Source organism: Brevundimonas alba (assembly GCF_011927945.1).
Classification (GTDB): Bacteria; Pseudomonadota; Alphaproteobacteria; order Caulobacterales; family Caulobacteraceae; genus Brevundimonas; species Brevundimonas alba.
On the sequence record NZ_JAATJM010000001.1, the window covers coordinates 775,388 to 789,956 of the forward strand.

The 14,569-nt window shown below is 68.8% G+C and carries 15 protein-coding genes and 1 tRNA gene; 12 read left to right on the forward strand and 4 right to left on the reverse strand.

The annotated features are described in order from the left end of the window. The first annotated feature begins 88 nt into the window (after nt 1–88). From GGQ87_RS03815 to GGQ87_RS03840, 6 genes are all read left to right on the forward strand, one after another. On the forward strand, nt 89–793 hold the full coding sequence (locus GGQ87_RS03815; protein ID WP_168045369.1) for a two-component response regulator ChvI: 705 nt from the start codon (nt 89–91) through the stop codon (nt 791–793). Next, entirely contained in the window at nt 762–2,408 is a 1,647-nt protein-coding gene (locus tag GGQ87_RS03820; RefSeq protein ID WP_168045370.1) for a sensor histidine kinase, read from the forward strand. The genes GGQ87_RS03815 and GGQ87_RS03820 overlap by 32 nt, the downstream gene beginning before the upstream one ends. Next, nucleotides 2,405–2,851 carry an HPr kinase/phosphatase C-terminal domain-containing protein gene (locus tag GGQ87_RS15350; protein WP_168045371.1) on the forward strand — a complete coding sequence of 149 codons (447 nt, stop codon included), beginning with the start codon at nt 2,405–2,407 and terminating at the stop codon, nt 2,849–2,851. Before GGQ87_RS03820 ends, GGQ87_RS15350 begins: the two co-directional genes overlap by 4 nt. 89 nt (nt 2,852–2,940) lie before the next feature. Next, the gene (locus GGQ87_RS03830; protein ID WP_168045372.1) at nt 2,941–3,345 is read left to right on the forward strand and encodes a PTS sugar transporter subunit IIA; all 405 of its coding nucleotides are present in this window, start codon (nt 2,941–2,943) and stop codon (nt 3,343–3,345) included. Next, the gene (locus GGQ87_RS03835; protein WP_168045373.1) at nt 3,342–3,629 is read left to right on the forward strand and encodes an HPr family phosphocarrier protein; all 288 of its coding nucleotides are present in this window, start codon (nt 3,342–3,344) and stop codon (nt 3,627–3,629) included. Before GGQ87_RS03830 ends, GGQ87_RS03835 begins: the two co-directional genes overlap by 4 nt. Then, the gene (locus GGQ87_RS03840; protein WP_168045374.1) at nt 3,626–4,090 is read left to right on the forward strand and encodes a hypothetical protein; all 465 of its coding nucleotides are present in this window, start codon (nt 3,626–3,628) and stop codon (nt 4,088–4,090) included. The genes GGQ87_RS03835 and GGQ87_RS03840 overlap by 4 nt, the downstream gene beginning before the upstream one ends. Here GGQ87_RS03840 and GGQ87_RS03845 read toward each other — a convergent pair. Next, the gene (locus GGQ87_RS03845) at nt 4,074–4,541 is read right to left on the reverse strand and encodes a peptidase S1 (RefSeq protein ID WP_168045375.1); all 468 of its coding nucleotides are present in this window, start codon (nt 4,539–4,541) and stop codon (nt 4,074–4,076) included. The genes GGQ87_RS03840 and GGQ87_RS03845 overlap by 17 nt on opposite strands. A gap of 165 nt (nt 4,542–4,706) precedes the next feature. Then, nucleotides 4,707–4,782 (reverse strand) — tRNA-Ala (locus tag GGQ87_RS03850). Between the two features lie 155 nt (nt 4,783–4,937). On the opposite strand from GGQ87_RS03850, the gene GGQ87_RS03855 reads away from it, so the two are divergent. The 5 genes from GGQ87_RS03855 (at nt 4,938) to hisS (ending at nt 9,780) form a co-directional block, all read left to right on the forward strand. Continuing rightward, a complete protein-coding gene (locus tag GGQ87_RS03855) occupies nt 4,938–5,264 on the forward strand; it encodes a YggT family protein (protein WP_168045376.1) in 327 nt (108 codons plus the stop codon). Between the two features lie 125 nt (nt 5,265–5,389). Beyond that, a complete protein-coding gene (locus tag GGQ87_RS03860) occupies nt 5,390–6,268 on the forward strand; it encodes a 3-hydroxybutyryl-CoA dehydrogenase (RefSeq protein WP_168045377.1) in 879 nt (292 codons plus the stop codon). Beyond that, nucleotides 6,265–6,846, forward strand: a complete 582-nt coding sequence (locus tag GGQ87_RS03865; protein ID WP_168045378.1) for a phthalate transporter — start codon at nt 6,265–6,267, stop codon at nt 6,844–6,846. The genes GGQ87_RS03860 and GGQ87_RS03865 overlap by 4 nt, the downstream gene beginning before the upstream one ends. A 90-nt stretch (nt 6,847–6,936) precedes the next feature. Next, the gene (locus GGQ87_RS03870) at nt 6,937–8,205 is read left to right on the forward strand and encodes a DUF418 domain-containing protein (RefSeq protein ID WP_245161409.1); all 1,269 of its coding nucleotides are present in this window, start codon (nt 6,937–6,939) and stop codon (nt 8,203–8,205) included. A gap of 69 nt (nt 8,206–8,274) precedes the next feature. Next, nucleotides 8,275–9,780, forward strand: coding sequence for a histidine--tRNA ligase (hisS, locus tag GGQ87_RS03875; RefSeq protein ID WP_168045379.1), 1,506 nt, complete (start codon nt 8,275–8,277; stop codon nt 9,778–9,780). 225 nt (nt 9,781–10,005) lie between these two features. On the opposite strand, the gene GGQ87_RS03880 is transcribed toward hisS, so the two are convergent. Together GGQ87_RS03880 and GGQ87_RS03885 are read right to left on the reverse strand one after the other, a co-directional pair. Continuing rightward, nucleotides 10,006–10,266: a DUF6894 family protein gene (locus GGQ87_RS03880; protein WP_168045380.1), complete on the reverse strand. Its 261-nt coding sequence runs from the start codon at nt 10,264–10,266 to the stop codon at nt 10,006–10,008. A gap of 134 nt (nt 10,267–10,400) precedes the next feature. Next, nucleotides 10,401–12,542, reverse strand: a complete 2,142-nt coding sequence (locus GGQ87_RS03885) for a M13 family metallopeptidase (RefSeq protein WP_168045381.1) — start codon at nt 12,540–12,542, stop codon at nt 10,401–10,403. Between the two features lie 153 nt (nt 12,543–12,695). On the opposite strand from GGQ87_RS03885, the gene GGQ87_RS03890 reads away from it, so the two are divergent. After that, nucleotides 12,696–14,522, forward strand: a complete 1,827-nt coding sequence (locus GGQ87_RS03890) for a cation:proton antiporter domain-containing protein (RefSeq protein WP_168045382.1) — start codon at nt 12,696–12,698, stop codon at nt 14,520–14,522. The last annotated feature ends 47 nt before the right edge of the window (nt 14,523–14,569 follow it).

A 14,569-nucleotide genomic window follows, 5' to 3' on the forward strand; every position in this document is an offset into this window, starting at 1 on the left:
TTGTCGCCGTATTCTGACCCAGTTGATTTAGAACGGTAACGCTTGCCGTGCGTTCAGTGCGGATCGGAAAGCCTGCAAGGAGAGCGCCTTGGCGAACATCACCCTGGTCGACGACGACGAAAACATCGTGGCGTCCGTCTCGCTGGCGCTGGAAAGCCATGGCCACAAGATCACCGCCTATCACGACGGCGCGTCCGGTCTGGAGGCGCTGGAATCCAATCCACCGGATCTGGCCATCCTCGACGTGAAGATGCCCCGCATGGACGGGATGGAAGTGCTGCGCCGCCTGCGTCAGACCAGCCAGATTCCGGTGATCATGCTGACCTCCAAGGACGAGGAGATCGACGAGATCCTCGGCTTCAACCTCGGCGCGGACGACTACATCCACAAGCCGTTCAGCCAGCGGCTGCTGATCGAGCGGGTCAAGGCGCTGTTGCGGCGCACCGGCGCCGACGGCGGCGAGCCGGAGCCGTCGGGCGAGACCTCCACCAAGGCGATCAAGCGCGGCAAGCTGTCGATGGACCCGGCCCGGCACGAATGCACCTGGGACGGCCGCCCGGTGAAGCTGACCGTCACGGAATTCCTGCTGCTGCAGGCGCTGGCCCAGCGGCCCGGCTTCGTGAAGAGCCGGGACAACCTGATGGACGCCGCCTACGACGACCAAGTCTATGTCGACGACCGCACCATCGACAGCCACGTCAAGCGGATGCGGAAGAAGTTCCGGGTTGTCGACCCCGAGTTCGACGCCATCGAGACCCTGTATGGCGTCGGATACCGTTATCGCGAGAGCTGAGCCGGAGGATCCGGCCGACGACGACCGCCCGCGCCGCCCCAAGCGGTTCGGCGGCTCGCGGCTGGGCGGCTTCATCCTCGCGCTCAACCTGCTCAGCCTGCTGATCCTGTTCGTCGGCGCACTGGCGCTGAACGAATGGCGGCGGGGCCTGATCGAGGCCCGGCAGGAGACGCTGGCGGCTCAGGCCGAACTGCTGGTGCAGGTGCTGGGCGAGCCGCAGATCGGGGTCACCCGGGGCGAGCCGACCCCCTATCTCGATCCCATCGAGGCCAGCCGCTGGCTGCGCGACAACTTCATTCCCGAAGGCCAGCGCGCACGCCTGTTCGACGTCGACGGCATCGTGGTGGCCGACAGCTATCTGGTGACGGAGGCAATCCCGGGCGAACCCCTGCCCCCGGCCCTGCCCGCCGGCAGCGCCCCCGCCGCGGCCAACGCCAGGGAGAAGGCCCGCGACGAGCGCAAGCTGGAACAGGCGCGCCGCGCCCTGGCCGAAGAGGTTGAGAACGCGCTGGAGGGCCGGTCGTCGGCGACCCTGCGGACCTCCGAGAGCGGCGACCGCGTGGTCTCGGTGTCGATCCCGGTGCGCCACGTGGAGCAGGTGCTGGGCGTCCTGACGCTGGAGGCCGGCGACGTCGACGAAACCTTGGGCGCGCAGCGGCGGGCGCTGATGCCGTTCGCTTTGGTGGCCCTGTTCGTGTCACTGCTGTCCTCCCTGCTGCTGCATCTGTTCGTGGCGCGGCCGGTAATGCGGCTGTCGGCGGCGGCGGACGCCGTCCGGTTGCAGCGGGCCCGGGCCATCTCCCTGCCCGACCTCGAGCATCGCAAGGACGAGATCGGCGATCTGGCCCGTTCGCTGGAGACGATGACCGAGACCCTCTCCGACAGGATGGACGCCATCGAGCGGTTCGCGGCCGATGTTTCGCACGAGATCAAGAACCCACTGACCTCGATCCGCTCGGCGCTGGAGACCCTGCCGCTGGTGAAGACCGAGGCGCAGCGCGAGAAGTTGACCGCCCTGCTGCAGCAGGACGTGCGGCGGCTGGACCGGCTGATCACCGACATTTCCAACGCCTCGCGTCTGGACGCCGAACTGAACCGCGACCGGCCGCGGCCCATCGACCTGACCGTTCTGCTGAGGGAGATCGTCGAGGTCTATGAGGCGGGGATCAAGCCGGGCGGCGGCGTCCATGTGACCTTCAGCGCCTCCGGGGCGGAGCACGCCATGATCCGCGGCCGCGACGGTCCGCTGGGGCAGGTGTTCCGCAACCTGATCGACAACGCCCGCTCGTTCAGCCCGCCGAACGGTCATGTGCGGATCAGCCTGTCGCGCGACGAGATCGATCCGGAACGGCCGGTGCGCGTCTGCATCGACGACGACGGCCCCGGCATTCCGCCCGAGAACCTCGAGACGGTGTTCGAGCGCTTCTACACCGCACGGCCGCGCGGCACGGCGTTCGGGACCAATTCGGGGCTCGGCCTGTCGATCGTCCGGCAGATCGTCGAGGCTCATGGCGGCCGGGTCTGGGCCGAGAACCGCAAGGGCGCCGACGGCGCCATCAGGGGGGCGCGCTTCGAGGTCGCCCTGCCCGCCGCGACGACGGGGCGGCGCCCGTGAGCCCCGAGGCCGGGGCTGCCCGGCAGCCGGTGCACGGCACGGTGGCGGCGCGCTGGACGCCCGCGGTGGGCTGGCGCGCCGTGCTGATCACCGGCCCGTCCGGCGCGGGCAAGAGCGATCTGGCGCTGCGGCTGATCGGCGCCGGCTGGCGGCTGGTGGCCGACGACTATGCGCATGTGACGGCCTCGGGCGGCCATCTGTACGCCATCGCGCCGGCGGTCATCGCCGGCTGTATCGAGGTGCGCGGCGTCGGCGTGGCCCCGGCCTGCGCGCGCGGTCTGACGCGGCTGGTGTTGGCCGTCGATCTGGTCGGGGGGCCCGTCGAACGCCTGCCAGAACCGGAACAGCGGAGCGTCGAGGGCGTGTCCCTGCCGGTGCTGCGGCTGAACGGATTCGAGGCCTCGGCGGTCGAAAAGGTCGCGGCGGCGATCGCCCGGCTTTAACCCGGCGCGGAGTTGGGCTATTCCGCGCGGCTTGCGGCCAGTCCACGGGACGGCCGGGACGCGGGGGCGCGAGTCTTGGTGAAGCCTTCATGATCGGCCTGGTGATCGTCACCCACGGAGGGCTGGCCTCCGAATTCCTGTCGGCCATGGAGCACGTCGTCGGCCCCCAGCGGGGCGTCGCGGCGATCTGCATCGGCCCGGAGGACGACATGGAGCGCCGCCGGCGCGACATCGTCGACGCCGCCCGGGCGGTGGACGACGGCGACGGTGTCATCCTGCTGACGGACATGTTCGGTGGCACGCCCTCCAACCTCGCCATCTCGGTGATGGAGGAGACCCACGCCGAGGTCATCGCGGGGCTGAACCTGCCGATGCTGATCAAGCTGGCCAGCGTGCGCGGCCGCGAGCCGCTGCAGGCCTGCGTGGCCCACGCCCAGGACGCGGGGCGCAAATACATCTCGGTGGCCAGCTGGGTGCTGCAGGGCGAGAAATGAGCGGCGAACCGGGCAAGGCGGCGGCGACCGCCAACATCTGCAACAGCCGGGGCCTGCATGCCCGGGCCAGCGCCAAATTCGTCAAGCTGGCCTCGAATTTCGACGCCGAGGTCCACGTCACGCGCGACGGCGTGACCGTCAACGCCCTGTCGATCATGGGGCTGCTGATGCTGGGCGCCGGCAACGGCTGCGGCATCGAGATCGTCGCCGAAGGCCCCGAGGCCGAGGCCGCGGTCGCCGCGCTGGCCGATCTGGTCGCCCGCCGGTTCGACGAGGACCAGTGACGACTGAGCCCTTCCTCAAGGTGCGCATCGTCCGTGCACCGAAGGGAGAGGCGCCCTTGTGGGTGCGGGAGGCATGGATTGGACTGGAGCTTCCGCTCGCCCTACCTGACGAGGTCACAGAAGAAACAAGCGGCGTCCTGAGCGGGCCGAACTCCTGGCTTGGCTACTGGTGGGCGCGGCTGCGCGGCAGAATTCATCAGACCAGCGGCTACGTGGTGAATTCGGCCCGGGCCATTGATATTCTCGCGCGCAGCCAGCCGAAGGCCGCCGACTGGTGGAGAGTCAACGCGCCGCGCTTCTGCGAACTGGACGCGGAGTTCATGTTCGACACGCCGGCCTGCGACCCCTCGCCCCGAACCCGTCGTCAACAACCCTTGGGGCTGAACGGAAAACGCCCCGACGGCGAACCGTCAGGGCGTCTGCAGGTCGAACCAGACGGTCCGCTTACGGCGTTTCAGTGATCAGCAGGGTGGCCGAGGCGGTGCCGCCGTTGAAGGTGCCGATCCAGATGTCGTAGGTGCCGCTGGACGGTTTGTTGAAGCGGACCTCGGCGTCGCCGTCGCCGTAGCTGTCGTCGTCGCAGTACCACTGGCCGTCCGGGCCGTTGATGATCAGGGTCGTGTCGGTCGACGAGCGGGTACGGAACACCAGCGGCAGGGAGCCGGCGTTGTAGGTGACCTCATAGTCCGGCGCATTGGAGATGTCGCCGACGCAGGCGCCCGGCAGGTTGGTGTCGGTATAGGCGTCGATCGAGCCGCCGGCGGTGATGTTGACCCGGTAGGGATCGGGCGTGAAGCCGGCGGTGAGGCGGATTTCGCCGTAGTTGGCGGTCAGGCCGGCGTTCTGGGCGACGGCGAGGCCGGGCGCGGCAAGCGCGGCTGCGAGCGCCAGCGCGCTGATGAGATGTTTCATGGTGGTTCCCCCGAAAGAAGTTTCGCTGTGGTCTCAGCCCGGTAACCAATCCACGCCAATCCCGCGGACTCGTCAAGCTGGGCGAACAGCGTTGTCAGGTTTCGTGGGAGGGTGTGGCGAACGGGAAACCACCCATCCTGCGAAGCGCGTCAGCGCGAAGCAGGATGGTGGAGCCGAGGGGAGTCGAACCCCTGACCTCGTCATTGCGAACGACGCGCTCTACCAACTGAGCTACGGCCCCGTTTCCCGGGTGCAGGCGAGCGGGCGAGATACGGGGGGGCGAGGGCAGTGTCAACGGGTCCCGCGTCCGTTCGCCCCGCTGGACCGGAAAACTTGGCGCGGCGCGCTGTGGCCCGCTATGTAGCGAATATCTGACAGGCAGGAGCGTCGCGGGGCATGGCCGCAATCATCGGGTTCATCTTCTTCGTCATCGACGCGGTGCTGGGATTGTTCGTCCTGGCGCTGGTCGTCTACGCCATCCTGAGCTGGCTGGTGGCGTTCGACGTCATCAACTACCGCAACCGCTTCGTCGCCTCGCTGTCGCACGCGCTGGACACCATCATCAGCCCGGTGCTGGCGCCGCTTCGGGCCGTCATTCCGCCGCTGGGCGGGATGGATGTGACGCCGATCATCGCCTGGATCCTGATCGCCGGTGTCCGCATCTATCTGCTGCCCGCGTCCAAGGCCGCCCTGCTGACCCTGACCGCCGGAACCTACTACTGAGGTGCGGGCGGGCCACGGCGCTGTGCGATTGCGAATAGAGCGGGCGCTTGATGCTTGCGCCACGCGGCGACCGTCCTAAGGTGCCGCTCCGATCGGGCCCAGCGCCCGCCAGTTCACCGGACTTCATGACCACGATCCGATCAGTCGCCATCGTCGGCGCAGGCCAGATGGGGGCCGGCATCGCCCAGGCCGTCGCCGCCGGCGGCTATGACGTGCTGCTGCACGACGCCGCGCCGGAACGGGTCCCGCAGGCCCAGGGCGCCATCGCCGCCAGCCTGTCGCGTCAGGTGACGCGCGGACTGACCACTCAGGCCGAGGCCGACGCCGCCCTCGCCCGGATCACCGCCGCGAAATCACTGGCCGAGGCCGCGAAGGCCGATCTGGTCATCGAGGCTGCGGTCGAGGACGAGGCGGTCAAGAAGGCCATCCTCGCCGATCTGGTCCCGCATCTGGGGCCGCAAACCCTACTGGCGTCGAACACCTCCTCGATTTCCATCACCCGGCTGGCCTCGGCGACGGACCGGCCCGACCGGTTCATCGGCCTGCATTTCATGAAGCCGGCGCCGGTGATGAAGCTGGTCGAGATCATCCGCGGCATCGCCACCTCGGCCGAGACCTATGACACGGCCGTGGCCTTCGCCGAGTCGCTGGGCAAGACCACGACCAACGCCGAGGACTTCCCCGCCTTCATCGTCAACCGCATCCTGGTGCCGATGATCAACGAGGCGATCTACACCCTGTACGAAGGGGTCGGGAACGTCGCCTCGATCGACAAGGCGCTGAAGCTGGGCGCCAACCATCCGATGGGGCCGCTGGAGCTGGCGGACTTCATGGGGCTGGACGTGGTGCTGGCCATTATGAACGTGCTCTACGAGGGGCTGGCCGACAGCAAATACCGGCCCTGCCCGCTGCTGGTGAAATACGTCGAGGCCGGGTGGCTGGGACGCAAGTCCGGGCGCGGCTTCTACGACTATTCCGGCGACACGCCGGCGCCGACCCGATGATCGGCGGCAAGCTTCCCCCGCTGGAGCGGCCCGAGGACTTCCCGGGCCAGACGCGCGTGGCATGGCGGCGCGAGCCGTACCGGATCGTGCTGGCCTCGGTGCTCGGGGCCCTGTGGCCGCCGCTGATCGCGACCCTGCCGATCTGGCCGCCCAGCAACTGGATGCCGGGACTGGAGATGGACTGGCGGCTCGGCGTGCTGCTGCTGGGCCTGCTGGCGGTCCCCGGCGGCCTGTGGCTGCTGGACAAGGAGCGCAAGCGGACGGGGCGGCCGGCGACGCGGCTGGGCGTAATCTGGCGCTTCATGTTCTACGGCGGCCTGCTGGCGGCGGCGCTGGGCGCACTGTTCGCCATCATCCAGTCGGTGCTGCAGTGGCTGCACGCCGCCAACGTCGGCGAGGCGATCGGCGGCAGCGAGACCTCGCTGCTGATCTACGGCGTCGGCGGCCTGTCAATCGCGGTGCTGGTGGGTGTCAGCTATGCGCTGTGGGCGGGGCTGTGCGCCGCCTTCATCGCCTTCCGTCCGCAGCCGGAGGTGCGCGACCGTCTCGGCCTGATGGGCCAGCGCGAGGCCGACTGAACCAGCCGGCGCCATTACGCCGAATTTAGTATCTGCGGCGACCGCAGCGTGTAAAGCTTCCTTGTCCATAGCCACGCGGGGGGAAACGCCATGGCCGCAGCCGAGATGACTCAGACGCAGCCGGCGCTTGCCCCGGTCGCGCCCAAGGACCGCATCTTCAATCTGGACATGCTGAGGGGCTGGGCGATCCTCGGGATCCTCGCGGTCAACGCCATGGCCTTCGCCTGGCCGATCTCGGCCGAGATGGGCGGAGCCAAACCCTTTGCGATGGAGGGGGCGAACCTGGTCGGCCACTGGGTCACCGACGTCTTCTTCGCCGACAAGTTCCGCACCCTGTTCACGATGCTGTTCGGCGTCTCGGTCTTCCTCGTCGGCGGCGAGCGCAGCGACGCGGCGCGCGGCAAGCTGTTGCGGCGTCGCCTGTTGTGGCTGGGCGTCTTCGGCCTGATCCACGGGCTGGCCTTCTGGTACGGCGACATCCTGCTGCACTACGCCTACTGCGGATTCCTGGTGATGCTGGTGCGGTCATGGCCGGCGAAGCGGCTGCTGTGGGTCGGCGGACTGATCACCGCCATGTGGGCCATCATCGCCGTCGCCGTGCCGGTCCTGGGACCGATGGTGATGGCGTCGATGGGTCCGGAGTTCCAGGCGCAGTTCAAGGCCAATCAGCCCAAGGTCTCGACAGACGAAATTATGGCGACGGTCGAGCTGTTCCGCTCCGGCTATGTCCCGGCGATGATGGAGAACGCCAAGGGCTGGGCCATGGTGCAGTTCTTCAGCCTGTTCCTGATCCCGATCTCGGTCCCGCTGATGATGCTGGGTCTGGGGCTGTTCAAGTCGGGCTATCTGTTCGGCCGTTCGCCGGCGTGGATCTACGTGCTGGTCGCGGCGTTCGGCGCGGCCAATCTGGCCCTGTTCGGCTACTACGCCTGGACCGAACTCAATGGCGGCGCCCTGCCGCTGGAGGGGCTGGACAGCGCGCTCGGCGGCGCCGCGCCGCTGATCACCCTCGGCTACGTCAGCGCGCTGATCCTGCTGACGCGGTTCGGGCTGAAGATGATCACCTCCGTGCTGGTCCCGGTCGGTCGGATGGCCTTCACCAACTACCTGACCCAGACCCTGATCATGACCTCCCTGTTCTACATGCCCTGGGGGCCGCTGTGGTTCGGGACCATGGGCCCTGGCGCCCTGTGGGGCGTGGTCGGCGCCATCTGGATCGTGCAGCTGATCTGGTCGCCGCTGTGGCTGTCCGTCTTCCAGATGGGCCCGCTGGAGTGGGTTTGGCGCTGCCTGACCTACGGACGGATGGTTCCGATCCGCAAGACGGCGGCGGTCCGCGCCGATCCGGTGTCGGTCTGACGTCTGGCGGGGTCGGGGCGCGATCGCCGCCCCTCGACCCTCGCCTCCCGCTCATCTAGGAAGCGCGGCATGACCGACGCGCCCATCCGCCCTGAAGCCCGCAGCCCCCGGGGGTTCGCCGACCGCCGCGGCCGCGACCTGATCGCCGAGCGCCGGCTGGTGACGCGGGTGTCCGCCGTCTACGAGCGCTGGGGCTTCGAGCCGCTGGACACGGGCGCCTTCGAATATGCCGACGCCCTCGGCAAATTCCTGCCGGACGCCGACCGCCCGAACGAGGGCGTCTTCGCCCTGCAGGACGATCCCGACGAAGAGGGCAATGGCGAGTGGATGGCGCTGCGCTACGACCTGACCGCGCCTCTCGCGCGGTTCGCGGCGCAGAACTGGGAGACCCTGCCCAAGCCGTTCCGGCGCTACGCCTTCGGCCCGGTGTGGCGCAACGAGAAGCCCGGCCCCGGCCGCTTCCGCGAGTTCGTGCAGTGCGACGCTGATACGGTCGGTTCAGATCGCCCGGAGGCCGACGCCGAGATCATCGCCATGGCCTGCGAGGGTCTGCAGTCGGCGGGTCTGGCGAGTGATCAGGCCGTGATCCGGGTGTCAAACCGCAAGCTGTTCGACGGCCTGTTCGAGGCCGGCGGGGTCGAGGATGCGGGCCAGAAGCTGACCGCGCTCCGGGCCATCGACAAATATGACCGGTTGGGCTGGGAGGGCGTGGTCGCCCTGCTGGGCGAAGGGCGGCTGGACGAGTCCGGCGACTATACCAAGGGGGCCCAGCTGCCGCCGAAGGTGATCGCCGCCATCGAGGGCTTCCTCGCCTCGGCCAACAGTTCCGATCTGTCGCGCGCCGACACCCTGAAGGCCGTGTCCCTGTCCGGCAGCATCGGCGTGATCGGCGAGAGCGCCCTGAATGAGCTGGCCGCGATCGACGCGGCGCTCAACGCCATGAAGGTCGATCAGGCCTCGGTCCGGTTTGATCCGACCATCGTGCGCGGGCTGGAATACTATACGGGCGCGGTGTTCGAGGCCGAGCTGCTGCTGGAGACGACCGACGACAAGGGCCGGGCCGTGCGCTTCGGCTCCATCGGTGGCGGCGGGCGCTACGACGATCTCGTGGCCCGGTTCACAGGCGAGCGGCTACCGGCGACCGGCTTCTCGTTCGGCGTGTCGCGGCTGGCCTCGGCCCTGCGCGCGGCCGGACGGGGCGGCGAGGACGCGGTGCGCGGGCCGGTGGTCGTGATCGTCTTCTCCGAAGCCGACATGCAGCACTACCTCGACGCCGTGTCCGAACTGCGCAGCGCCGGCATCGCGGCCGAGCTCTACCTCGGCCGGGCCGGGATGAAGGCGCAGATGAAATACGCCGACCGGCGCGGCGCCCCGGCCGTGGTGATCCTCGGCGGGGACGAAATCGCCGCGGGTCAGGTGACGGTGAAGGACCTCGACGCCGGCCGCGCGCTGGCCGCCGGCATTTCCGACAACGAGGCCTGGAAGGCCGAGCGTCCCGGGCAGGTCGTCGCCGCGCGGGCGGACCTGGTCGCCACCATCCGGCGGATCGTGGATGCTCCGCACACGGACGCGTGACTTATCATTGATAAGGCATGAAATTCAGACGTTTCGGCTGCGACTTCATTGACTTGGCCGCTGGAATGTCGTCATTCTGAGGTCACTCGAGAGCCGCCGCGTTTCGACGCAGCAGCCTTTCGGAGGCGTTTCGGGGAGGAAACGTCCGCTCCGTAGAGAGCGAAAGAAGCCCGCCGCGATGTATCCCCCGCGGCGGGCTTTTTCGTGCCCGCCGCCCGGGCGGGCTCAGCTCTCCGGCGGCACGTCGGCGAGCGGCTCCGGATCCACGACCGCCATCGTCATCAGCACCGCCACCAGCCGCCCGGTCTCGTCCTTGACGCTGACCGAAAACGATTTCTGATCCCAGAACTCGACCGCCCGGCTGGGCAGCATCTCCGTCAGTATGTCGAGGGCGACGGTCCTGGCGGCGTCGAGGTCGGGAAGCTCCTCGCCGTGCCGGTCGCGAAAGGGCGTGCCGTCCGCCGCATGGAAGTGGAAGCGGGTCATGTCGCCCCAACCCTTCGGTCCGGCGCCGTGTTCCTGAGCCGCAAAGCCGACACAAGGTCAGCCGCGAGCCTTCGCCAACGAAAAAGGGCCGGAGCGTCGCCGCCCCGGCCCTTCCCGTTTGCTGGACCCGCCGCTTACCAGATGCGGACGCGGTCGGCCGGCGCGAGGTAGTATTTCGAGCCGGGCTGGACGTCGAAGGCTTCGTACCAGGCGTCCACGTTCCGCAACGGGCCGATGACGCGGAACTCGGCAGGGCTGTGCGGGTCAGTGGCGATCTGGTTGATCAGGGCGTCCTCGCGGTATTTCGACTGCCAGACCTGGGCCCAGCCGTAGAAGAAGCGCTGGTCGCCGGTCGTGCCGTCGATCACCGGAGCCGGCTGGCCGTTCAGCGACAGGTGATAGGCCTCGAGGCCCACCGCCGTGCCGCCGGCGTCGCCGATGTTCTCGCCCATGGTCAGACCGCCCTGGACCGGGTGGCCCGGGATCGGCTCGAACTCGTCGTACTGGGCGCCGAGGCGGGTGGTCAGGGCCTGGAAATTGGCCTTGTCCGCGTCGGTCCACCAGTTGCGCAGGACGCCGTCGCCGTCCGACTTGGAGCCCTGGTCGTCGAAGCCGTGGCCGATCTCGTGGCCGATGACGCCGCCGATGCCGCCGTAGTTGACGGCCGGGTCCGCGTCCGGATCGAAGAACGGCGGCTGCAGGATCGCGGCCGGGAAGACGATCTCGTTATTGGTCGAGTTGTAGTAGGCGTTCACCGTCTGCGGGGTCATGCCCCACTCGTCCTTGTCGACCGGCTGGTTCAGGCGGTTGAGCTGGTAGTTCCACTGGAACAGGCCCGCACGCTCGGCATTGCCGAACAGGTCGTCGGGGCGGACCTCAAGGGCGGAGTAGTCGCGCCACTTGTTCGGGTAGCCGATCTTGACCGTGAACTTGCGCAGCTTCTCCTGGGCGGCCGCCTTGGTGTCGGCGCCCATCCAGGTGAGGTTGTCGATCCGGTGCGAAAGGGCGGTGCGCAGGTTGGCGACCAGCTCTTCCATCTTGGCCTTGGACTCGGCGGGGAAGTATTCGTCCACATACTGGCGGCCGACGGCCTCGCCCAGCATGCCCTCGGCGAAGCTGATGCCGCGCTTGTCGCGGGGACGCTGCATCGGCTGGCCGTTCAGGTCCCGCGAGCGGAACTCCCACTGGGCGTCGGCGAAGCGGCGCGACAGGCGCGGAGCTGCGTCGTCCGCGGTGTGGAAGGCCTGCCAGGCCTGAATGACCTCGATCGGGGTCTCGGCGTAGATCGCCGCGATCTTCGGCATGGCCGTGTCCTGACGGACGATCAGGCGCGGGACTTCGCCGACGCCGACGGCGTTGTAATAGTCCTGCCACGGGAAGCCGGGCGCCTCCGCGGCCAGCTGGGCGATGGTGTATTCGTTGTAGGTCTCGTCGCGGTTGCGGTTCTGGATCGGGGTCCAGTGCGCCTCGGCGATGCGGTTTTCGAAGGCCACAATGGCGTCCGCGCTGGCGGCCGGGCTTTCCCAGCCGATCATCTCCAGCATACGCTCAACATAGGCGCGGTAGAGCGTCTTCTTCTGGGCGAAACGCTCGTCCAGATAGTAGTCGCGGTTGGGCAGGCCGAGGCCGCCCTGGCCGGTCGAGACGACGTAGCGGGTCGGCGCCTTCTGGTCGGTCGAGATACCGGTGCCGAAGATCGAGGCGCCGAGGCGGCCCTGGGTCTCGCCCATGTAGACCGCGGCCTTGTCATGGGTGTCGGCGGCGCGGATGGCGGCGAGGTAGGGCTGCAGCGGCTGGGCGTCGAGCGCCTCGATGCGGGCCTCGTCCATATAGGAGCGGTAGGCGTCGGCGATCTTCTGCTCGTCCGAGCCGGCAGCCAGGTCGGTGCGGGCCGCGAGGGCGTCGATCATCACCTTGACGCGGTTGTCGGACAGTTCGCGCAGCAGGTTGAACGAGCCGTAGCTGGTGCGGTCCGACGGGATCTGAAGATTGTCCAGGGCCGTGCCGTTGGCGTAACGGAAGAAGCTGTCGCCCGGCGCCACCGAGGTGTCGCGGCCGGCCAGATCGAAGCCCCAGGTTCCGTACTTCGGCGCGTCGACGCCCTGGTAACCCATGACGGTCGCGCCGTCGGCGGGGGTCTGGAACAGTTCGAAGACGGTGCAGCTCTCGTCGACGCAGGCGTGGTCATGCCCGTCGTCCGAGAAATGCTGGGCCAGCGCGGGCGCGGCGGGCAGGAGCAGGGCGCCGACGGCGGCGCCGATGAGCAGCTTCTTCATGTGGGTTTCCCTCGACTTGACTTCGCTTTCCGGAAGGTCGGCGGCGACCCTACGCGCGCGAGGAAACCTGTCGCCTGAATTTTTTGTCATCAAGCGACGGAATCGCGGACAGCAGGGCGTTTCAGCCTGTAGGCTGAACAATATGGAGGGCGGATGACGGGTCACGGCGGCGCGGGCGGCGAATACAAGGATCTGGTGGTTTTCCTGGCCGCGGCGGGCGTCATGGTGCCCCTGTTCAACCGTCTCAGGATCAGCCCGATTCTCGGCTTTCTCGCCGCGGGCGTGCTGCTCGGACCCGATGGGCTGGCGCGGCTGGCCGACACCGCCCCCTGGCTGTCCTGGCTGACCATTTCCGACGCCGGCCAGATCCGCTCCCTGTCGGAACTGGGCGTCGCCTTCCTGCTGTTCATGATCGGCCTCGAGCTGTCGTGGGAACGGCTCAAGTCGATGCGGAAGCTCGTGTTCGGCCTCGGCCTGACCCAGGTCGCGGTCTGCACCGTGGTGCTGGCGGCGCTCTTCATGCTCATGGGCCAGACGCTGGTGTCCGCGGCGGTGCTGGGCATGGGACTGGCCTTGTCCTCGACCGCGGTCGTCATGCCCGTGCTGGCCGAGCGGGGCCGGGTCCAGACCACCTCCGGCCGGGCGACCTTCGCGGTCCTACTGGCGCAGGATCTCGCCGTCGCGCCCATCCTGATCACCGTCACCGTGCTGGCGGCGCTGGCCGAGAGCGGCGGCGACATCGACGCGGGTACGCTGAGGGCCGCCCTACTGACGCTGGTGCCGGCCGCGATCGGCCTGGCGCTGCTGGTAGGCCTCGGCCGGCTGGTATTGCGGCCGATGTTCCGCTCCGTGGCCAAGGCCAAGGCCCGCGGTCAGGGGCAGGAGATGTTCGTCGCGGCCAGCCTGCTGGTCGTCGTCGGCGCGGGTCTGGCGGCGCAGGCGGCGGGCCTGTCGATGAGCCTGGGCGCCCTGATCGCCGGCCTGCTGCTGGCGGAGACCGAGTTCCGGCGCGAGGTCGAGCTGTCGATCGAGCCGTTCAAGGGGCTGCTGCTGGGCGTCTTCTTCGTCGGCGTCGGCATCGGGCTGGACCTCGATGTGGTGGTCGCCGATCCGCTGGGCGTGTTCGGCCTCGCCGCCGCCCTGACGGCGGTGAAGGTGGCCATGATCTACGGCGCCGCGCGGCTGTGGGGCGTCAAGAACAAGGCGGCGATCGAGACGGCGCTGGTGCTGGGCCCGGCCGGCGAGTTCGCCTTCGTCATCCTCGGCGCGGGGCTGGTCGAGGGCATCGCCTCGCCCGCCTTTACCGGAACCGTCCTGGTCGCGGCGACCATCAGCATCTTCACCGTTCCGGCCATGGCTGTGCTGGCCGCGCGGCTGACGCGGGCGAAGTCCGCCGCGCCGGATCTGCCCGCCGATGCGATGGAGCCGACACCGGGCGACAAACAGGTGCTGATCGTCGGCTTCGGCCGGGTCGGCCGGCTGGTCGGCGAGATGCTGGCCGAGCACAATCAGGATTATCTGGCGCTCGACGCCAACGCCGCGACCGTGGCCAAGGGCCGGGCTGAGGGCGCCAACGTCTTCTACGGCGACGCCGGGCGCGCGGAGATGCTGCAGCTATGCGGGATCGACACGGCGCGGGCGGTGATCGTGACCATGGACGCGCCGGCCAAGGTCGACGAGGTGGTGCGCGCCGCGCGGGGGCTGAGGCCCGATCTGATCCTGATCGCCCGCGCCCGCGACGAACGCCACGCCGAGCGCCTCTATCAGCTTGGCGTCACCGACGCGGTGCCCGAGACGACGGAGGCGGCGCTGCAGCTGGCCGAGAACACCCTGGTCGATCTGGGCGTGCCAATGGGGCTGGTGCTGGCCTCGATCCACGAGCGTCGCGACCGCTTCCGCAGTCTGTTCCAGCAGGCCATGCCTGAGAGCCCCGGTCGGCCCAGACGCGTGCGCGCCCTGCGGTCCACAAGGCGGAGTTGATACGGTCAAGATGTCGCGGCGTTAACTGTCGGGGGCATCGCCGCGTT